The sequence below is a fragment of the Allosphingosinicella sp. genome (assembly GCF_046295735.1).
GTDB lineage: Bacteria > Pseudomonadota > Alphaproteobacteria > Sphingomonadales > Sphingomonadaceae > Allosphingosinicella.
This window is the reverse complement of record NZ_JBKBMQ010000009.1, coordinates 42,206-60,147: the sequence shown is the minus strand read 5'-3', so window position 1 is coordinate 60,147 and position 17,942 is coordinate 42,206. Positions and strand designations below refer to the sequence as shown.

21 protein-coding genes are annotated in these 17,942 nt (G+C 66.5%); 5 read left to right on the top strand and 16 right to left on the bottom strand.

Annotated elements, in window-relative coordinates:
* Positions 1 to 313: 313 nt before the first annotated feature.
* Both ACK4K7_RS09955 and ACK4K7_RS09950 read left to right on the top strand, forming a co-directional pair.
* Entirely contained in the window at positions 314 to 1,312 is a 999-nt protein-coding gene (locus ACK4K7_RS09955) for an alcohol dehydrogenase catalytic domain-containing protein (RefSeq protein ID WP_431865652.1), read from the top strand.
* A 241-nt stretch (positions 1,313 to 1,553) separates the two neighbouring features.
* Positions 1,554 to 1,913, top strand: a complete 360-nt coding sequence (locus ACK4K7_RS09950) for a VOC family protein (RefSeq protein WP_431865651.1) — start codon at positions 1,554 to 1,556, stop codon at positions 1,911 to 1,913.
* A gap of 571 nt (positions 1,914 to 2,484) precedes the next feature.
* Here the strand turns inward: ACK4K7_RS09950 and ACK4K7_RS09945 are convergent.
* From ACK4K7_RS09945 to ACK4K7_RS09935, 3 genes are read right to left on the bottom strand one after another with little or no spacing between them, the layout of a single operon-like run.
* Entirely contained in the window at positions 2,485 to 3,471 is a 987-nt protein-coding gene (locus ACK4K7_RS09945) for an aldo/keto reductase (protein WP_431865650.1), read from the bottom strand.
* Complete coding sequence (locus ACK4K7_RS09940; protein WP_431865648.1) at positions 3,468 to 4,619, bottom strand: Vgb family protein; 1,152 nt, start codon at positions 4,617 to 4,619, stop codon at positions 3,468 to 3,470. The genes ACK4K7_RS09945 and ACK4K7_RS09940 overlap by 4 nt, the downstream gene beginning before the upstream one ends.
* Entirely contained in the window at positions 4,616 to 5,530 is a 915-nt protein-coding gene (locus tag ACK4K7_RS09935) for an SDR family NAD(P)-dependent oxidoreductase (protein ID WP_431865647.1), read from the bottom strand. Before ACK4K7_RS09935 ends, ACK4K7_RS09940 begins: the two co-directional genes overlap by 4 nt.
* A 35-nt stretch (positions 5,531 to 5,565) precedes the next feature.
* On the opposite strand from ACK4K7_RS09935, the gene ACK4K7_RS09930 reads away from it, so the two are divergent.
* Positions 5,566 to 6,453, top strand: a complete 888-nt coding sequence (locus ACK4K7_RS09930; RefSeq protein ID WP_431865645.1) for a LysR family transcriptional regulator — start codon at positions 5,566 to 5,568, stop codon at positions 6,451 to 6,453.
* A gap of 453 nt (positions 6,454 to 6,906) precedes the next feature.
* Here the strand turns inward: ACK4K7_RS09930 and ACK4K7_RS09925 are convergent, their stop codons facing one another.
* Together ACK4K7_RS09925 and ACK4K7_RS09920 are read right to left on the bottom strand one after the other, a co-directional pair.
* Positions 6,907 to 7,788, bottom strand: a complete 882-nt coding sequence (locus ACK4K7_RS09925) for an MBL fold metallo-hydrolase (RefSeq protein ID WP_431865644.1) — start codon at positions 7,786 to 7,788, stop codon at positions 6,907 to 6,909.
* Between the two features lie 98 nt (positions 7,789 to 7,886).
* Positions 7,887 to 8,543 (bottom strand): TetR/AcrR family transcriptional regulator, encoded by a 657-nt coding sequence (locus tag ACK4K7_RS09920; RefSeq protein ID WP_431865643.1) that lies wholly within the window; start codon positions 8,541 to 8,543, stop codon positions 7,887 to 7,889.
* Positions 8,544 to 8,589: 46 nt separating this feature from the next.
* Between ACK4K7_RS09920 and ACK4K7_RS09915 the strand changes: the two genes are divergently transcribed.
* A complete protein-coding gene (locus ACK4K7_RS09915; RefSeq protein WP_431865642.1) occupies positions 8,590 to 9,012 on the top strand; it encodes an SDR family NAD(P)-dependent oxidoreductase in 423 nt (140 codons plus the stop codon).
* Between the two features lie 144 nt (positions 9,013 to 9,156).
* On the opposite strand, the gene ACK4K7_RS09910 is transcribed toward ACK4K7_RS09915, so the two are convergent.
* Together ACK4K7_RS09910 and ACK4K7_RS09905 are read right to left on the bottom strand one after the other, a co-directional pair.
* Positions 9,157 to 9,324: a hypothetical protein gene (locus tag ACK4K7_RS09910; protein WP_431865640.1), complete on the bottom strand. Its 168-nt coding sequence runs from the start codon at positions 9,322 to 9,324 to the stop codon at positions 9,157 to 9,159.
* A 14-nt stretch (positions 9,325 to 9,338) separates the two neighbouring features.
* Positions 9,339 to 9,530 (bottom strand): hypothetical protein, encoded by a 192-nt coding sequence (locus ACK4K7_RS09905; RefSeq protein ID WP_431865639.1) that lies wholly within the window; start codon positions 9,528 to 9,530, stop codon positions 9,339 to 9,341.
* Between the two features lie 127 nt (positions 9,531 to 9,657).
* On the opposite strand from ACK4K7_RS09905, the gene ACK4K7_RS09900 reads away from it, so the two are divergent.
* Positions 9,658 to 9,840, top strand: coding sequence for a Flp family type IVb pilin (locus ACK4K7_RS09900; RefSeq protein WP_431865637.1), 183 nt, complete (start codon positions 9,658 to 9,660; stop codon positions 9,838 to 9,840).
* 177 nt (positions 9,841 to 10,017) lie between these two features.
* On the opposite strand, the gene lepA is transcribed toward ACK4K7_RS09900, so the two are convergent.
* The 9 genes from lepA to msrB form a co-directional block, all read right to left on the bottom strand.
* Positions 10,018 to 11,838 carry a translation elongation factor 4 gene (lepA, locus tag ACK4K7_RS09895; RefSeq protein WP_431865635.1) on the bottom strand — a complete coding sequence of 607 codons (1,821 nt, stop codon included), beginning with the start codon at positions 11,836 to 11,838 and terminating at the stop codon, positions 10,018 to 10,020.
* 128 nt (positions 11,839 to 11,966) lie between these two features.
* Positions 11,967 to 12,674, bottom strand: coding sequence for a TadE/TadG family type IV pilus assembly protein (locus tag ACK4K7_RS09890; protein WP_431865633.1), 708 nt, complete (start codon positions 12,672 to 12,674; stop codon positions 11,967 to 11,969).
* A complete protein-coding gene (locus ACK4K7_RS09885) occupies positions 12,671 to 13,147 on the bottom strand; it encodes a TadE/TadG family type IV pilus assembly protein (protein ID WP_431865632.1) in 477 nt (158 codons plus the stop codon). The genes ACK4K7_RS09890 and ACK4K7_RS09885 overlap by 4 nt, the downstream gene beginning before the upstream one ends.
* A complete protein-coding gene (locus ACK4K7_RS09880; protein ID WP_431865630.1) occupies positions 13,144 to 14,385 on the bottom strand; it encodes a pilus assembly protein TadG-related protein in 1,242 nt (413 codons plus the stop codon). Before ACK4K7_RS09880 ends, ACK4K7_RS09885 begins: the two co-directional genes overlap by 4 nt.
* Before the next feature lie 76 nt (positions 14,386 to 14,461).
* Entirely contained in the window at positions 14,462 to 15,451 is a 990-nt protein-coding gene (locus ACK4K7_RS09875) for a TerC family protein (RefSeq protein WP_431865806.1), read from the bottom strand.
* 109 nt (positions 15,452 to 15,560) lie between these two features.
* Positions 15,561 to 15,851, bottom strand: a complete 291-nt coding sequence (locus tag ACK4K7_RS09870; protein ID WP_431865628.1) for a zf-TFIIB domain-containing protein — start codon at positions 15,849 to 15,851, stop codon at positions 15,561 to 15,563.
* 224 nt (positions 15,852 to 16,075) lie between these two features.
* Complete coding sequence (locus ACK4K7_RS09865) at positions 16,076 to 16,822, bottom strand: anti-sigma factor (protein WP_431865626.1); 747 nt, start codon at positions 16,820 to 16,822, stop codon at positions 16,076 to 16,078.
* The gene (locus ACK4K7_RS09860) at positions 16,819 to 17,394 is read right to left on the bottom strand and encodes a sigma-70 family RNA polymerase sigma factor (protein WP_431865625.1); all 576 of its coding nucleotides are present in this window, start codon (positions 17,392 to 17,394) and stop codon (positions 16,819 to 16,821) included. Before ACK4K7_RS09860 ends, ACK4K7_RS09865 begins: the two co-directional genes overlap by 4 nt.
* 58 nt (positions 17,395 to 17,452) lie before the next feature.
* Positions 17,453 to 17,941 carry a peptide-methionine (R)-S-oxide reductase MsrB gene (gene msrB / locus ACK4K7_RS09855; protein WP_431865623.1) on the bottom strand — a complete coding sequence of 163 codons (489 nt, stop codon included), beginning with the start codon at positions 17,939 to 17,941 and terminating at the stop codon, positions 17,453 to 17,455.
* Between the last annotated feature and the right edge of the window lies 1 nt (position 17,942).

The following is a 17,942-nucleotide window of genomic DNA, read 5'->3' as shown; positions in this document are numbered from 1 at the left end:
ACCGGCGCTGCAGCCCCTTCGGCCACCGTCGCCGATTATCTTCACAACCGCGTCCTTCCACCCTCGGTGCATCGCCCGGTCTCTCAGCCCAGTCAGCTCCCTTTGCGTCAACGCATCGCATGTCGCGCTTGCACTGTAGCGCAACTATTCCTGAATGACTTCCAAGGATGGGCCGCAGCGGCTGTTTCGGAGCAATCCGTCTCGAACGACAGCAATCGGTTACCAGAATCACGCTCGGCAAGAGCGTAGACCCGAGCGGTCAGACGGCCGGAACGTCCGACGACTCGCCTCGTCGTGCCGAGAAGGTCTGATCATGCCTACCTTCCGCGCCATTCGCCACGATTGCGACGGCGGCGCGCGCATGCTTGCGATGGCCGCGGATGATCTCACCGAGGAGGGCGTCGTGGTCGCTGTCGAATTCAGCGCCATCGGTCGCGGTGACGCGCTTCTAACCTCGGGTTTACTTCAGCAGGACGTACCCAGGGTTATTCTCGGGATGGACCTGGCCGGCACTGTGCTCGCCTCCCCGGACGCGCGCTGGGGACCGGGCGATGCGGTGCTGGCCACCGATCACCGGCTGGGCCGCACGCATCACGGTGGTTGGGCCGAGCGCGCCCGGGTGCCGGGCGCCTGGCTGCTCGCGCAGCCTCGGGGGATAAGCCCCAGGTCCGCGATGGCCATCGGCACCGCGGCACTGGCGGCCATGCAGGCGGTGATCGCGCTCAAGGATCACGGCGTTGCGCCCGAGGCCGGCCCCGTGATCGTCACGGGCGCCGCCGGCGGCGTCGGCTCGCTCGCCATCGTCGCGCTGAAGGATGCAGGCTTCGCGGTCACCGCCGCCACCGGACGTCCACACCTTGAAGGCTACCTGCGCGCACTCGGAGCGACGGACGTTATCTCCCGCCAGACGCTCCAGCCACCCGCCGTGCTCAGCTCCGAGCAATGGGCGGGCGCCGTGGACAGCCCGGGAGGAGACGTGCTCGCGGCCCTGATCGCCACGACCAGCCGCTCGGGCGTAGTGGCGGTCATCGGCGACGTTAGCGGTGCAACAATGGCCGGCAATGTCGTCATCCTGACCGACCGCCGTCTCACGCTGGTCGGCATCGATGCCGTGGGGCCCGGACGATCACGCCGGCTTGACGCCTGGGAGCGATGGGCGAGCCTGCTCACCAGAAGCCCGGCACCGGCTCTCGAGCTGCTCGTCACGATCGTGGCGCTGGAGCATGCGATCAAAGCCTCGCGTGCGCTGCGGGCGGGGCGAGCTCCGCGGTCGCGTGGTCATCGACCTGAGACGCAGTGCGCAAGGCCCTGACGGCACGCGCCATTAGCGGAGCTGATTCCGCAGCAATCCCTCTCGGGTAACCGCAACCCGTGCCGCGCGGCCGACCGGCGCCTGACGCCAGGTCGCCATCACGGAGCGGACTGGTGAGTATCGGCGACGGCTGGCGGCTTATGCCGTCGCCGCGGTAGGCGAGGACGGTCCTGACATCTTCGAGATTTCGCAATGGCAGGACGGCCTGAGCTTCTTCGCCTACGAACGCTGGCCGACGAGGATGCACTTCGACGATCACATCGAACGGCGGATGAAGCCTTTCCTGGTGGAGACCGACCATAACGGCAAGACCGATGGATCCGCCCACCCTCTGCACGCTCCTCCCATCGCCGCTCGCGGCGGGCGGAGCAGGAGAGCGGCGATGATCCGGGACTTCTCCCACGTCACGATCAGCTGCTCGGACCTGGGGCGCTCGGTGCCATTCTACGAGAAGATCGGGCTTCAGGTGGTCCGCCGCATCGGTGTGCTGGACAGCCACGGCGTCGCGGCCGCCTTCGGTCTGCCGCGGGGCCATCTTACGGTCGTCCATCTCGCGCCGCCGGGCACGGACGGGCCGGTGCTCATCGACCTCGTCCAGTAGCTGGACCCGCCTCCCGAAGGAGCGGCCTACGCGTCGCTCAACAGCCTTGGACTTAACCGGCTCGCCTTCCGCGTCGACGACGCGGTGTTCGGAGCTTTGCCTTTCGCCCTCCCGACGGCACCTTCCTCCAGCTGATCGAGGGCCTGGACGAGATGAAGTGCCGCCTACGCTCTACCGCTACTTCTGCGACAAGTTCGCACTCCTCGAGGCGCTCGCCCGACGATTGATGGAGCGGCAGAACGACGCCCTTTACGACTGGATCGGGAGGCATCCGCCAGAGGACCCCGAAGCGCTCGGCACCCACCTGCTCGAGCTGCTCCAGGCCACCGCCGCGGTTACTTGGTGGTGCGGGCGGTCACGCTCGAACCGATACTCCTTGCGAAACTGCCGAAAGAGATGCTGCCCGGGGTCGGACTCGAACCTGCATTTCTCCCGCAACCAGAATTCGGACCAGCTCCCGATCGAAAGTAAGCATCAAGCTTATGGTGCGGGTGGCCGGGATGCGTGTTTTGCACGGTTTCGTCGGTAGACAAGTTTGGCTGCGGCAACAGGCTTGCAGAGGTCTTTCAAATCAAGCGTTGAGAAGCAGCATGCCCTGGGGCGATGAGCGCTCCCCAGCAGCGACGCCTGGACGGAAGGCGAGGTCGAGGCGGGCAAGTTGATCCGCCGGTAGAGTCAGGTCCACCGCGCCCGCATTCTCGTCAAGACGCTGGACCCGGCGCGTCCCTGGAATCGGCACGACGCCGTCGCCCCGGCTCAGCAGCCACGCGAGCGCCACCTGCGCTGGTGTCGCTCCAACCTTGTCAGCGACAGCGCGCACGACCTCGACCAGCGGCAGGTTTGCGGCATAGGCGTCGGAATGGAAGCGGGGAATGCAGCGGCGGAAGTCGTTCGGATCGAGTGCTTCCGGCGCACCGAGTGCGCCAGTCAGCATGCCACGCCCTAGCGGCGAATAGGCTACGAAGGCGATGCCGAGTTCGCGGCAGGCAGGCAGAACCGCATCCTCGGGCTCGCGCGACCACAGCGAGTATTCGCTCTGGACGGCCGCGATCGGATGAACAGATGCCGCGCGCCGGAGGGTCGCGCCGGACACCTCGGACAGACCGATGGCGCGGATCTTCCCGGCCCGCACGAGGTCGGCCATCGCACCGACCGTATCCTCGATCGGCACCTCGCGATCGACCCGGTGAACATAATAGAGGTCGATCGTGTCGACCCCCAGGCGCTTGAGCGATCCTTCCACGCTCGCCCGCATGTACTCGGGGCGATTGTCGACGCCCCGGACCGCTGGGTCGCCGGCCCGCACGATGCCGAACTTCGTCGCAATCGTGAGCCGATCGCGACGGCCCTTGACGAAGCGGCCCAGCAGTTCCTCATTGATATAAGGTCCGTACATGTCAGCCGTGTCGAGAAAGTCGATGCCCAGTTCGAGCGCCCGGTCGAGGACGCGCAGGTTCTGCGCGTCGTCGGAGGGGCCGTAGAATTCGCTCATGCCCATGCACCCGAGGCCGAGCGCGGAGACGGTCAGGCCGGAGCGGCCGAGTGCGCGACGCTTCATTGTTGGTCTCCTATTTCGAGGTCGAGTTCGACGACGCGGAAGCTGGTCGGCACATCCTGCTCGCGCCCGGCAATCAGGCGGTGGCGGATGCGCGCCTCGGTGACCCAGGCGCGACCATCCGGCGCGAGGGTCAGGTTGACCGGCGACTCCAGCCCCGACAGCAGGGTTTCAAGGGTTCGCATCCCGGGCGCGAGCGGATCGGCGATCCGCAGCACCTTGCCGTCCCCGCTGGTGACGGCGCCCTCGAGGACGATCAGCGCACCGCCGGGCGCAAAGGCCATACCGTCAGGGTTCTCCAGCGGGCGCGGCAAGGGAAGCGCGCGCAGGCTGGGTCGCGCTGTCTCGGGCCCTTCGAGCACGTAAAGGTTGCCGGCGCCGTAGTTGCCGATAACCAGCGTACCGTCGGCGGCCCGCGCGATTCCGCCTGCCCCGATGCCGTCAACATGCGACAGGCGCTGATCTTCCACCACCACGTCAAAGGTTTGCGCGCCGGGCCGGACGCGCAGGACCCGGCCAAGCCGACTGTCGGTGATGTAGAGCGTCCCGTCGGGCGCCAACGCGAGGTCGTTGCCGAAGCCGCCCTCCGGCAAGGTGAGCGTTTGCCGCACAGCACCCGTCCGGACATCGAGAGCGAAGATCCGGTGCGGACGCGCGTCGGCCCCGGGCAGGAAATCGGGTGAGGCACCCCAGAGCAGGCCACGTGTTTCGTCGAGCCGCAGGCTAGTGCCAGCATAAATCTCGGCTGATCCAGGAAACAGCACGTCCCAGTCCTGACCGGCCCGCTTTCGCAGTACGCGCCCGCTGGTCACCTGCCCAATGTAGAACGTCCCGTCCCGCCCACGGGCGATCCCGTTCGGATAGCGCGTACCTTCCGGCAGGTACTGCTCACCTGCGAGACGGTCGCGCGGCGAACCGCCGGTGCCCGCCATTACGAGCGGCAGGGCTGCGTCAGCTCCGGGAGGGACTTTCACGATCGTACCTTCGACGGCGCTTCCGACGAAGGGCGCGCCATCGCGAGACGCGGTGATGCTTTTCGGGGAAAAGCCATCGGGCAACCGCTGCGCGCTCGCGCTGGGGGCTACGATCAGGGTTAAGCTGAGCGTTAGCAGGCCTGCGCCATCACGCGCCGCGACATTGCGGTGTCTCATGGCTTCAAGGGCGCGCCGGTCGCCGCCGCACGGCCGTTCGCCGAGACCGCGCCCCCCGTCCAAGCACGGTGCCCCGGGATCGCGTACCCGCCGTCCACGAGGATGTTCTGGCCGGTAATGAAGTGCGCACCGTCCGAGCACAGCCAGGCCACCACCTCCGCTACATCTTCCGGAGTTCCGAGCCGCCGCGCTGGCGTGTGCTCGATGAAACGGCGCATGGCTGCGTCGTCGCCGAACCGGCGGAGCATCGGCGTGTCGATGATGCCGGGGTTTACATTGTTAACCCTCAGACCCTGGTCCGCAACTTCCTGGGCAAGCGCCCGGATCATGCCGTCGAGCGCCGCCTTCGATGCCGAATAGATTGACGAGCCGGGGAAGGCACCATGAGCCAGCCAAGATGAGGTGTTGACGATCGCGCCGCCGTTTCCGAGCCGCAGCATCTCTTCGATCTCGTATTTTGCGCAGAGCCACACGCCCCGAAGATTCACGGCCATGGTGGCGTCAAAGTCGGCTGCGCTCAGCTCGGTGATCGGCGCGAAGGCGCCCTCAGTGCCAGCGTTGTTGAATGCGGCATCTAGCCGGCCGAAGCGGGCGACGGCTTGAGCCACGAGCGATTGGACATGCGCTTCGTCCGATACATCGGCGGTCACGGCCAGCGCCTCACCTCCGTCAGCGGAGATCTGAGCCGCCACGCGCTCCAATTCTGGTGATCGCCGCCCTGCCAATACCACGGAGGCCCCCCGGGCAGCGAATAGCCGGGCCGCGGCCTCGCCCATACCGCTACCGGCACCGGTCACCAGGACAGTTTTGCCATGAAACTCTTGAGATTGCTGGTGTTGCATGGGCTCTCGATTCGCCTTTTCCTGCTGCGACACGGCAAATGGCCCCTTGCTTCGCAGCGGATAAGCCACTCTATGTTCTACGGACTACTGAGCAGGGTTCATCAATGCGCCGCGACCTCGCCGACCTCTCCGCCTTCGTGGCGGTAGCGCGTCTCGGCAGCTTTCGACGGGCCGCGGCCGAACTCGGGGTCACCGCATCGGCCCTCAGCCACGCCCTTCGCGCCTTGGAGGAGCGGCTTGGCGTGCGGCTGCTCAACCGCACGACCCGCAGCGTCAGCCTCACTGAAGCAGGCGAGCAACTCTACGCACGACTTCTACCCGCATTTGAGGACGTCGCGACCGCCGTCGATGGCGTAAACAGCTTTCGCGATCGTCCGGCAGGCTCGGTCCGGATCAACGTGCCGCGGCTTGCGGCAGCGACCGTCATTGCGCCCATGCTCGCGCGCTTCACCGCGGAATTTCCCGAAGTGCGCCTAGAAGTGACGGTGGATGACGGCGTCGTTAACATCGTCGATGGACGCTACGACGCGGGCATTCGGTTCGGCGAAGCGGTAGAGCGCGATATGATTGCGGTGCGCGTGAGCCCGGATCAGCGCTTCGCTGTCGTCGGATCACCGGCCTATTTCGAAGATCGTCCCAAGCCCATCTCGCCGCAAGATCTCAGGCACCACCCGTGCATCGGTTTTCGTTTACCCACTAGCGGCGTTCTCTACCGATGGGAGTTGGAGAAGGACGGTATAGCTATCGAGGTCGCGCCGGCCGGAGCCCCAATCCTGAACGACCCAGAGTTGTCGATCCAAGCAGCGCTCGACGGGGTAGGGTTGGCTTTTACAGGGGCGGGTATTCTGGCGCCGTACATTGAGGACGGACGGCTTGTTCAGGTGCTCAAGGACTGGTGTCCGCCCTTTCCGGGGTTCTTCCTGTACTATCCGAGCCGACGACACACCCCCGCCGCTCTTCGCGCGCTCATCACCGTCCTTCAGGGTGCTTGATCTAGCCTCAAAGTCTGGTGCTGGTGGCCGCGGTCGAACCGGCACTCCTTTCGGAACTGGATTTTGAATCCAGCGCGTCTACAACAATAGCCCGCAAAGTCTTCGGAGCGTGACGCGTTGTCGGCCGGGCGCTCGGGCATGCACCAATCGGTCACCCTCACGGCGGAACGACATTAGCTCGTCTGCGAAGGCTTACAGCAGCGGGCCTTCTTCCGATCTGCACCGGGCAAGGTTAGGGCGACGGAACGGAAACGGCACCCCGCACCAGACAATCATACCGAATATGTTCGCCCTTTGCACTACTATCAAACCGCCACTTAGCGCCACCAACCGACCTGCGCCGCGCTATGGCACCACTGAACTTAGGTGGAGCAAAGGCTGGGCGGGGAGCTGGCCTTCGGCTCGGAAGCTGATTGGTTAAAAAGAGGTGTTGCAGGGCGTCGTCTTCTGCGGTCATCTGAACTGTGCCTGTCCCTCGACCGTCGCTCCTTCCTGCTTGGCAATGAGGCCGGCGACGAAGCGAATCACCTCCTGCCTCGGCTGCCCGCCCACTCCATGCCAGAACGGCCAGAGCCGCTCGATTTCGACCGAAACCTGCTCCGCGTCGGCCTTCGAAAGACTGCCATCGCCGATCCTTGCGCGCACGGACGTGAGGAGATCGCTCAGATAAGCCCGCTGGGCGGCAACGCGCTCGCGCAGCGGGCCGGGTCGACCGTGGCCCATGTAAACCGTGGTCATGCCAGAGTAGCCGGCGCTGATCGTGTCGAGCTGGCGCAGCCATGCGCTGGTGCTTTCGAACGGCACCGGAACATATCCATCGTTCACTAAGTCGCCGACGAACAAGGCATTGGCTTCGGGGATGTGGAGCAAGGTCGTGACTTCTGCCTCGCTGCCCCGAAGCTCGGCGATACTTAGCATCACGCCGCCGATATCAAGCTCCTGCCCGTCGCGGAGCACGGCGTTTGGAAGCGAGTCCGCGATTTGTTGCTGCGTGACGAATATCTCGCCATGGCGCTGTCGGCGCGCTGCGTTGTAACCTTTACTGTCCTCGCGCATCGAGCGGATCGTGTCGGCCGACGCATAGACCGTCGCGCTGGGGAAAGCCTCGCGAAAGAGCGGGAGCCCGCCATAGTGGTCGGTGTGCGGATGGGTGACAAAGATCGCCAGGACTGGCTTTCCGACCGCCCGGATGTGCCCGATCGCGCGCATCGCCTCGGGAACGATCCGTTGTGTGTCGATGACGATGATACCGGACGGCGTCTCGATCCAGTGCGTGTTGACCGAGTCGACGAGTGCGGGCTGCGAGGCATAGGTGCCGATGCTGATCCGGGCCACAGACGGCTGTGTTGTGGCAGGAGCCGACGTGCTCGGCTGGGCAGCAGCGGGAAGTCCGAGGATCAGAGCGAGCAAAAGCATGCGGTTTCGTAAGTTCATCAGCTGGACCCCTCAGGTTCGGGCGTTTGCGTGAGGAAAGGACTGAGCGCCGCGACCGCGCCGTCAACTGCGTGCGCGATCACATCGCGGTCGGGGCTGGCCCGAGCGAGCACAGCAAGCCCGCGAACGATCGCAGCGAGCAGCGCCGCAAGCTGGTCGGGATCGGCTTCGACGGACAGCTTGCCGGCGGACTTCCACGCGCTGAACACTCCAGCAACCGCCTCCACCCCCCCGGCGGTCTCGGCCCGCATCCGCTGTCCTACCGCATCGTCACGCAGACCAAGCTCGCTCGAGCACCCGGCGATCAGACACCCGGCGGGCGTGCAGGGATCGTTGAGCATCCTCAGATGCCCATCGAGGTAGGCGCGAACGGCTGCTTGGGGATCGTCGCTGTCGAGCAGCATGCGCAGCGGCCCACCGACCTGCGCGCGGTAGCGGTCGAGTGCGGCGGTGAACATCGCCTCCTTGTCGCCGAATGCGTTGTACAAGCTCTGTCGCCTCAGACCGGTCGCTCGCTCCAGCCGATCGAGCGAGGTCGCCTCGAACCCATATGTCCAGAATGTGTGCATCACAGTGTCCAGCACGGGGTCGCGGTCAAAGCTGGTGGGTCGAGGCATCGACGAGGTTTGCTTTCCGGTAGTTGACTGATCGGTCAAGCGTCGGTAACTCACCTTTACCGATCAGTCAAGAAAGGATCCTCAGATGTCACATCACCGCCTTGAAGGAAAGCGCGCCGTCATCACAGGCGGAACTACCGGTCTGGGCCTGGCCGCCGCCGAGCGGTATCTGGCCGAGGGAGCACAAGTGCTCATTTCGGGCCGTAGTGCCGAGAACGTAGATGTTGCGGTCGGCCGACTTGGAGAACGGGCAACGGGAGTGTCTGCCGACTCAACATCGATGGCCGGTCTGGAGCAGCTCTTCGAAGCGGCGCGCGATCGATTGGGACAGGTCGACATCCTGCTCGTCAACGCGGGCAGTCTTGCCGACGCCAAGAAGAGGAAGCCATTGATGAATGGGGTGGCGCACAACCCCTATCAAGTGGTTGACAGAACCGAGGCATATGCAGTGCGGAATGAGCTTCTACCCATTCTCAGGCATTTCATCGAAACCGAAAAGGTGGTCTAGTTCTCCGAACCTCTAGTTCCGCCTAGCTATTCTCAGGCGTTTGCTCTGAACCATCACTGGCCTCTGAGAGTTAGGTCCAAAGGCCCGCCCGATTGAGGGTAATCACCTTGTACGACCGGAACGCGAGGCGCGACTAACCAGCCCCTAATTCCCGCTCCCCATTCCGCCGCCGGTGCGGGTGCCGCCGCCGCCGAAGCCGGTGCCGTCGTCCTGGCGGGTGCCGCCGCCCATCATGCCGGTGCCGTCGCCGCCGGTCACGTGGCGGATTTCCTTTTCGGTGAGTTCGATCGGCTTGCTGTCCGTCCGTGCCATCGCCGCGCCCCCTGCTAGTTTCCGCTGCCCATGGTTCCGCCGCTCCGCGCGCCGCTGCCCATGGCGCCGCCGCTGTCGTCCTGGCGGGTGCCGGTGCCGATGAAGCCGGTGCCGTCGCCGTCGCCGCCGCTGACCTGGCGGATTTCCTTTTCGGTGAGTTCGATCGGCTTGCCGTCCGTCATCACTGCCTCCCCCTCTTCGGCCATGTCGCGGCCGGCGGAAAGGCTAACAGCGGCGGGTGCGGCGGCAACCCTCAAGCATGGGGGGAGCCCGCGCGCCTTCTTAACCGATGGGCAAGGCGCGGGACCTAGGCTGCCTCCCGAGGGGGACATCATGAACGCTTTCACTTTGCCGCGCCGCGCGCGCGCGGTGCTTCGCGACCAGGCCGGGGCGACCGCGATCGAATATGGGCTGATCGCCGCGCTGATCGCGATCGCCTGCATCATCGCCTTCCAGATGCTGGGGCTCAACCTCGCGACCGTGTTCGAGACCATCGAGCGGGCGATGCGGCGCTAGGCGCGCGGCGGGGGAGTGCCGCCCGTCCGGGGTGACGATCCCGTGCGCCGCGGCAAAGCCGCGTCGCAAGTCGGACGGGTTCGGCTGGCTGAGGCCAGCCGCCCCGCCGGCCGGCGTGCGCCGTCTCCGGCGCCTGCTTCGGCGGCCTTTCAGGCCGGCGGCGCTGGCGCCGGGCGGCTACTCTTCCCCCATCCTCAGCGCCGCGATGAAGGCCTCCTGCGGGATGCTCACCGACCCGTACTCCCGCATCCTCTTCTTGCCCTCTTTCTGCTTCTCCAGCAGCTTCCTTTTGCGCGAGATGTCGCCGCCATAGCATTTGGCGGTCACGTCCTTCCTCAAGGCCGCGATCGTCTCGCGGGCGATCACCTTGCCGCCGATCGCGGCCTGGATCGGGATCTTGAACAGGTGCCGCGGGATGAGGTCCTTGAGGCGTTCGCACATGTGGCGGCCGCGCGCCTCGGCGGCGGCGCGGTGGACGATCATCGACAAGGCGTCGACCGGCTCGTTGTTGACGAGGATGTTCATCTTGACGAGGTCGCCCTCGCGGTGGCCGATCTGGTGATAGTCGAAGCTCGCATAGCCGCGCGAGATGCTCTTCAGCCGGTCGTAGAAATCGAACACCACCTCGTTCAGGGGCAGCTCGTAGACCACCTGGGCGCGGCCGCCGACATAAGTGAGGTTCTTCTGGATGCCGCGCCGGTCCTGGCACAGCTTCAGGATCGGGCCCAGATATTCGTCGGGCACGTAGATGGTTGCCTCGATCCACGGCTCCTCGATGCTGTCGATCTGGTTGGGATCGGGCATGTCGGCCGGGTTGTGAAGCTCGATCGTGTGCGCCTCCTCGTTCTTCGAATGGGAGAGGTGGATCTTGTAGACGACGCTCGGCGCGGTGGTGATGAGATCGAGATCATATTCGCGGGTCAGCCGCTCCTGGATGATCTCGAGGTGGAGGAGGCCCAGGAAGCCGCAGCGGAAGCCGAAGCCGAGCGCCGCGCTGGTCTCCATCTCGAAGCTGAAGCTCGCGTCGTTGAGGCGCAGCTTGGCGAGGCTTTCGCGCAGCTTCTCGAACTCGGCGGCGTCGGTCGGGAACAGGCCGCAGAAGACGACCGGCTGCACTTCCTTGAAGCCGGGGAGCGGCGCGGCGGCGGGCCTCTTCGCGTCGGTGATGGTGTCGCCGACGCGGGTCTGCGCCACTTCCTTGATCTGGGCGGTGATGAAGCCGATCTCGCCGGGGCCGAGCTCCGGCAATTGCTCGATCTTGGGGCGCATGCAGCCGACCCGGTCGACCAGGTGGACGGTGCCGGCCTGCATGAACTTCACCTGCTGGCCCTTCCTGATGACGCCGTCGATGACGCGCACCAGGATGACGACGCCGAGATAGGGGTCGTACCATGAATCGACCAGCATGGCCTTGAGCGGCGCGTCGCGGTCGCCCTTGGGCGGGGGGATGCGGGCGACGATCGCCTCGAGCACCTCGTCGATGCCGATGCCGGACTTGGCGGACGCGAGCACGGCGTCCTCGGCGGGCAGGCCGATAATGTCCTCGATCTCCGCCTTCACCTTTTCCGGCTCGGCGGCGGGCAGGTCGATCTTGTTGATGACGGGCACGATCTCATGGTCGTGCTCGATCGACTGGTAGACGTTGGCGAGCGTCTGCGCCTCCACGCCCTGCGCCGCGTCGACGACCAGCAGCGCGCCCTCGCAGGCGGCGAGGCTGCGCGAGACCTCATAGGCGAAGTCGACATGGCCCGGCGTGTCCATCAGGTTGAGGACGTACGGCTTGCCGTCGCTGGCGGTATAGTCGAGCCGGACGGTCTGCGCCTTGATGGTGATGCCGCGCTCCTGCTCGATCTCCATATTGTCGAGCACCTGGCCGTGGGTCATCTCCCGCTCGGTGAGGCCGCCGGTGCGCTGGATCAGGCGGTCGGCGAGCGTCGACTTGCCGTGATCGATATGGGCGATGATGGAGAAATTGCGGATGCGGGAAAGGTCGGTCATTTCGGGCTTTTTGTGAGGGCGTGCGGGGGCGCACTAGCAGAGGGTGCCCCAAGCGCCAAGCGGGCCGCGCGGCGCCCTCCCCTTCCTCTCCCCTCCCTGCGCGCAGGGAGGGGAATGGAGGGGCCGGCTCAGTCGTGCGCGGCTTTCTTGCCCTTGCCCTTGCCGCCGCTGGAGCTGGAAGTGGAGCTGGTGCTGGACGTCGAGCTGGTGCTGGACGTGGAACTGCTGCCGTTCCCGTTACCATTCCCGTTGCCGTTCCCGTTGCCGTTCCCGCTGCTCGTGCTGCCGGTGCTGGTGCTGGTGCTGGTGCTGCTCGTGCTCGTGCTCGTGCTGCTGGTGCTCGTGCTGCCGCCGGTGCTGCTGGTCGTGCCGCCGCTCGCCGAGCTGGTGCCGCCCGCGGAGGTGCCGCCGCTCGATCCGGACGGCGCGGCCTCGACGTCGTACATGAAGGCGCGGCGGCTGTGGGTCAGCGTCACCGGCGGCGCCTCGAAGAACAGGAAGTTGAGCGGCTGCTGATATTCGAGGTCGATCTGGGCGAAGGGAATGTCGCTGTCGCGTCCGAAATCGACGTCCAGCGACACCACCCGGTCCGGATCGATCCCCCAGCGCGGCTCGAGGATGCGGTCGCTGATCTCCTGCTCGCTCGGCTGCGGGAAGGTGGTGGCGAAGCGGGCGCCGTCGGCCAGCGCGCTCTGCAGGCCCGCATTGGCGTAGAAGAGCTGGCCGACCTGCCAGATGCCCAGGATCATCGCGATCAGCACCGGGAAGGCGAGCGCGAATTCGACGACGGTGGCGCCCCGCGCGTCGCGCAGGATCGAAGGGCAGCGGCGCATCATTGCGTCCTCACGGTGGCTTCGCCGGTGACGGCGATCGTGCCGTCCGGCTTCACATTGGCGAAAAGCTTGGCGAAGCGGGCGGGAAAGGCGGGGCTGTGGGTCGCGGTGACCTGGACGGTGAGATAGCGCTCCATCGTCTCGTTCGCCGGGCAGACCGTTACCGAGGCGGCCTTCGCCTTGCCGTCGCAATGGAGCGCGCGCGTGATGGTGATCGCGCTCGGCTCGACGCCGGCGGCCTTCGCCGCCTGGTCCTTCATCACCGCGTCGTCCGGCGGGGTGGCGGCGACCTGGAAGATCTCGATGGCGCGGAAGGCGGCCTGTTCGGCCCGCATCTTGGACGAAAGGAACATCGACAGATCGAGCATGCCGGTGAGGATGATGGCGAGCACCGGCAGGCAGAGCCCCAGCTCCACCACCGAGACGCCGCGCTCGTCCCCGCCGAGCGCGCGCAGCCGGGCCGCCCCGATCCTCATCGCAGCAGCCTGATGCGGGTGCCGCGGAAGGCGGACGAGCCGCTGTTCGCCGGGCAATTGTTCTGGAGGTTGGCCGTGCCCTTGAAGGAGAGCTTATTGCCGACGATCTGCAGACACGCGGCGTTGAGATCGAAATTGCCGAGGAGTTCGAGATCGGTGGTCGGTAGATAGAGTGCGCCGCGCATGTTGAAGGTACCCCCGCCGTTGAACTTCACATTGATGTTCGAGGCGCGACGGTCCCGGTACAAGACCACTCCATGATGGGAGCCGGTTTCAGGGGCGGTCAGGCTGACCTTGGCACCCCCGTTCAGCTTGATGTCACCGGCCTGGCCGTTCGGACCGGTCATCACGATCGTGACGCCGGTGCCGGAGACTTCGGCCTGGGAGCCGAAATCGACGTCGCCCCCGTTCACATAATAAATGCCGGGCTGGAGCTTGACCGCGCCCTTGATGTCGATCCCGGAATAGCAGCCGGGCGAGTAGGTAATTTCGGGGTCGTTCGACTTCTGGGTCATCGCTCCCAGCGGGGTCGAACAGAAGTTGGGTGGCGGATCCGGGATCCGCTCCAGCGGATCGGTCTGCTGCACCGAGTGAGAGATGATCTGGGTTCCGGCCGTGTAGCGCGAGCTGGCCGGGATGGTGCCCATTGCCATCACCGGGTTGGCAGTCACCTGCGAGCTGCCGCCCGCCGTCACGGCCTCGGCGCCGCGTGAATTGGTCGCCATGCCGCAGCCCAGCGTCACATTGGCATTGCCGTTGATGTCGATCCCGGTCTCGGTGCCTCCGTAGAGCGAGACAACGCAGAAGGTGCCGGTGCCGTCGACCCGCGCCGCCGCCTCGGCGACCAGCAGCGGATCGGTGCGGGTGAAGAAGCTCATAAACGGCGCGGCCCGCACCGTTTCGAGGCGCACCACCACCACGCTCGGATCGCCGGCATAGCGCCCAGCGGCCGGGTTTTCGTCCACCGCCGGATCGCCCGTGATTTCGAGAGTGGCGTGATGGGTGAGGTCGCGCACCACCGCGGTTTCCGCGTCGGCGTCCTGCGACATCGCGTAAGCGGCGGCGAGCGCGCCGCTATCGGCGGCGCGCTGCAGCTGGCGCTTGGCGATGCTGAGCTGGAGCGTGTCGACCGCCAAACCCGCCGATCCGAGCAGCATCGGCAAGGCGGCGGCGACGATCAGGGCGACATTGCCCTTTTCGTCCCGCCGCAAAGCCTTGATCAGGCGCAAGTTCCGCATCGGATCACGTCCCTTCGATACACTCCCCGCCTGCGGATTACGGCAGAATGTGTTGATCGGGACTGATCGGAAGTGGTTAACGACCGGGGTAAGTACGAATATCCATGGCGGAGCGCGTCCGCCACAAGGACCAGCCGATTCCCGCCGCCAGGATTGTGAAGGTGGCGCCCAGCGAAGCCGCCGGCGGTATCTTGGCGAGTCCGAGCGCATCGGCAAGGAAGATCTTGGAACCGATGAAGATCAGCAGCACCGCAAGTGCATATTTCAGGTAATGGAAGCGCTCTATCATCGCCGCCAGCGCGAAATACAGGGCCCTGAGGCCCAGGATCGCGAAGATGTTCGACGTATAGACGATGAACGGATCGGTGGTGATGGCAAAGATGGCGGGCACGGAGTCGACCGCGAAGATCACGTCGGCGATCTCCACCATCACCAGCGCGAGGAAGAGCGGCGTCATCGCCCAGGCCAGCCCGCCTCTTCCGTCCGGCACCTTCACCCAGAAGCGGTCGCCGTGCAGTTCGTCGGTGACGCGGAAGCGGCGGCGGATGAAGCGCAGCAGCGGCGAGGCGCCGACATCATATTCCTTGTCGGCGAACATCCACATCTTGATCCCGGTGAGGATCAGGAACGCGGCGAAGATGTAGAGCACCCAGTCGAACCGCGCCACCAGAGCGGCGCCGGCCGCGATCATGATGCCGCGCAGCACTATGACGCCCAATATGCCCCAGAACAGCACCCGGTGCTGGTAGATGCGGGGCACGCCGAAATGAGCGAAGATCATCGCGATGACGAAGACGTTGTCGATCGCGAGGCTCTTTTCGACGACGAAGCCGGTTACATAGGCGATGCCCGAGGCCGCGCCCATCCACCACCAGACGAACGCCCCGAAGGAGAGGCCGAGGAGGATGTAGAAAGCGGAGAGGGCGAGGCTTTCGCGCACGCCGATCTCACGCCGGCGGCGGTGGAGCACGCCGAGATCCAGCGCGAGCAAGGCGGCGACGATGCCGAGGAAGCCGGCCCACATCCACAGGGGCTTGCCGAGCAGATCGGTGAAGAAGATGTCCATGTCGGTCACTCTTTCGCAAAAGAGATCCGACATCGCGTCCGCCGGGGCGAACGCCAGAGGGGCCCGGATCGGTGGGTGGTTCGGGCCGAGGGACCCGTCCGGTCAGGCTTTAATCGAACAGCTCCTCCAGGAAGGATTTGCGCCGTTTCTTGTAGGAACGGTCGTGGCGATGGTCGTCATAATGGGGGTGATGGGCGCGCTCGCCGCCATAGGGGGGGGCGGATCGCGGCGGCATGGCGGGCGCCGGGGCGGCGCTGCGCTCGATGATCTTGTCGAGCTCGCCCCGGTCCAGCCACACGCCGCGGCAGGTGGGGCAATAATCGATCTCGATGCCCTGGCGTTCGGACATGACGAGCGTCGCGCCGTCGACCGGGCACGACATCGGCTGATGATGAGACATATGTGAAATCCCTCGATCGCGTAAGACGATCGAGTGCGCCGGGCCGTAACCGGGACCAAGGGGGGCAAGAGCCCGAGCCGGCACCGAGCGCACTCGATGCGGTCCGACATCGCGATCGAAATCGCCAGAGGGGCCCGGTCCCGCATCCTCTAAATAGACGAGCCGACTTCCGCTTACAAGATGCCGCCGCTCGAATACTTGCCGCCGCCGGCAAACAGCGACGGTCAGACTGAAAGCAGCTCGCCGGCGGCGATGACGGCGCCCGTGGGCTGGCCGGTGGGCGAGCCGCCCTCCGGCTCCACCGAAACGGCGAGGGTGGCGCGAAGCTGGAAGTGCGGGCGAAGCTCCGGCGCGACGCCGATCCGCTGCGCCCGGCCAGCCGCCACCAGTCCGAGCGAGACCGGCGCCCCGCCCCGCGGGATGATCCAGAGCTCGTGATCGTGTCCGGCCGCGCCTTCCAGGCGGGCGGGTGTGACGAGCAAGATCGACGCCGCCGGATCGAAGGCGATGCTGAGGGCCGCATCGCTGTCGTCGGAGGCGAGCATCGCCACCATCGTCGGCGCGGGCGCGGGACGGGTAAGGACCGGGGGCGCATCGGGCGATCCCCGCGTCACCAGCACCAGCGCCAGCGACGCGGCGATCGCGGTGATCCCCGCGGCATAGGCCCGCCACAGCGTGCGGCTGCGGCGAAGCGCCACCACCTTGTTCTCGCCGGGAAATGCCGGATTCCCGGCGCCGGGTTCGGCGATGGCGGCGGCGATGCGGCGCCAGACCTCCGGGCCGGGTTCGGCCTCCTCGACGTCGGCGGCGAGCGGGGCGAGGCGCAGCTCCCATTCCGCCACCGTAGCGGCGAACGCCGGATCCTCGGCCGCGAGCCGGCGGGCGGCGCGCAGATCCTCTCCCTCCAGCAGGCCGAGCGCATGTTCGGCGGCGAGCAGGTCGCGGTCGGACGGATCGGCGGCGGCGCTCATCGTTCCAGACACTCGCGCAGGCGCAACAGGCCGCGCCGTACCCAGCTCTTCATCGTGCCGAGCGGGACGCCGATCCGCTCGGCAAGCTCGCTATAGCTGTAGCCGTCGAAGAAGGCGGCGCGGATGGCGCTGGCCTGACGTTCCTCGAGTTCCTCGACGCAGCCGAAAAGGCGGGTGCCTTCCTCGCGGCTTTCGAGCCGGGTCAGCGCGTCGGGCGATCCGTCCGGCCGCTCGAGCGCCGCTTCGATCGGGGCGGCGGCGCGCACCCGGCCGGAGGCGCGGAAGCGATCGATCGCGCGGTTGCGCGCCAGCGCGGCGAGCCAGCTGATCGGGCTCGCGCGGTCGGGATCGAAACTGCCGGCGCGGCGCCAGAGGCTGACATAGACGTCCTGCAGCGCGTCTTCCGCCTCGCCGCGATCCCGCAGGATGCGCAGACACACGCCGAACAGCTTGGCGCGGGTGCGGGCATAAACCTCTTCGAGCGCGGCCTGGCTGCCTTCGGCCACCCGGCCGATCGCCTCCGCCAGGCTCTTCCGGTCGGCGGCGGCGGTGCTGGGGCTGAGCTGATCCACCCCGGCTCTGTGACACAGCGCCACGCCGCCGACAATGGCGCTCGGGAGCACGGCGCGCTCAGGCGCGCGGGACGAAGATCAAGGCGGCGCCGTTCATGCAATAACGCTTGCCGGTCGGCGGCGGCCCGTCGTCGAACACATGCCCCAGATGCCCGCCGCAGCGGCGGCAATGGACTTCGGTGCGGGTGAAGAAGAGGCTGCGGTCGGGACGGGTACCGACCGCATTCGCGAGCGGCGAATGGAAGCTCGGCCAGCCGGTGCCGCTGTCATATTTGGCGGCGGAACTGAACAGGGGAAGGCGGCAGCCGCCGCAATGGTAGACGCCGCGCCGCCGCTCCCGGTCGAGCGGGCTCGAGCCGGCGCGTTCCGTCTTCGACTGGCGGAGCACGGCATAGGCCTGCGGCGACAGGAGGCGGCGCCACTCGGCGTCGCTGCGTTCGACCTCGAACCGGCGGGAAGCGGCGCCGGCGCGCGGAACGAGCCCGCCAGCCAGCGCCGCGGCCGCCGAACCGATGAAGAACCGCCTTGTCACCGCCTGCCTGTCCATC

Coding starts and splice junctions, on each gene's coding strand:
- ACK4K7_RS09955 (WP_431865652.1), top strand. CDS start 314: ATGCCTACCTTCCGCGCCATTCGCCACGATTGCGACGGCGGCGCGCGC.
- ACK4K7_RS09950 (WP_431865651.1), top strand. CDS start 1,554: ATGCACTTCGACGATCACATCGAACGGCGGATGAAGCCTTTCCTGGTG.
- ACK4K7_RS09945 (WP_431865650.1), bottom strand. CDS start 3,471: ATGAAGCGTCGCGCACTCGGCCGCTCCGGCCTGACCGTCTCCGCGCTC.
- ACK4K7_RS09940 (WP_431865648.1), bottom strand. CDS start 4,619: ATGAGACACCGCAATGTCGCGGCGCGTGATGGCGCAGGCCTGCTAACG.
- ACK4K7_RS09930 (WP_431865645.1), top strand. CDS start 5,566: ATGCGCCGCGACCTCGCCGACCTCTCCGCCTTCGTGGCGGTAGCGCGT.
- ACK4K7_RS09915 (WP_431865642.1), top strand. CDS start 8,590: ATGTCACATCACCGCCTTGAAGGAAAGCGCGCCGTCATCACAGGCGGA.
- ACK4K7_RS09910 (WP_431865640.1), bottom strand. CDS start 9,324: ATGGCACGGACGGACAGCAAGCCGATCGAACTCACCGAAAAGGAAATC.
- ACK4K7_RS09905 (WP_431865639.1), bottom strand. CDS start 9,530: ATGGCCGAAGAGGGGGAGGCAGTGATGACGGACGGCAAGCCGATCGAA.
- ACK4K7_RS09900 (WP_431865637.1), top strand. CDS start 9,658: ATGAACGCTTTCACTTTGCCGCGCCGCGCGCGCGCGGTGCTTCGCGAC.
- lepA (WP_431865635.1), bottom strand. CDS start 11,838: ATGACCGACCTTTCCCGCATCCGCAATTTCTCCATCATCGCCCATATC.
- ACK4K7_RS09890 (WP_431865633.1), bottom strand. CDS start 12,674: ATGATGCGCCGCTGCCCTTCGATCCTGCGCGACGCGCGGGGCGCCACC.
- ACK4K7_RS09885 (WP_431865632.1), bottom strand. CDS start 13,147: ATGAGGATCGGGGCGGCCCGGCTGCGCGCGCTCGGCGGGGACGAGCGC.
- ACK4K7_RS09880 (WP_431865630.1), bottom strand. CDS start 14,385: ATGCGGAACTTGCGCCTGATCAAGGCTTTGCGGCGGGACGAAAAGGGC.
- ACK4K7_RS09875 (WP_431865806.1), bottom strand. CDS start 15,451: ATGGACATCTTCTTCACCGATCTGCTCGGCAAGCCCCTGTGGATGTGG.
- ACK4K7_RS09870 (WP_431865628.1), bottom strand. CDS start 15,851: ATGTCTCATCATCAGCCGATGTCGTGCCCGGTCGACGGCGCGACGCTC.
- ACK4K7_RS09865 (WP_431865626.1), bottom strand. CDS start 16,822: ATGAGCGCCGCCGCCGATCCGTCCGACCGCGACCTGCTCGCCGCCGAA.
- msrB (WP_431865623.1), bottom strand. CDS start 17,941: ATGGACAGGCAGGCGGTGACAAGGCGGTTCTTCATCGGTTCGGCGGCC.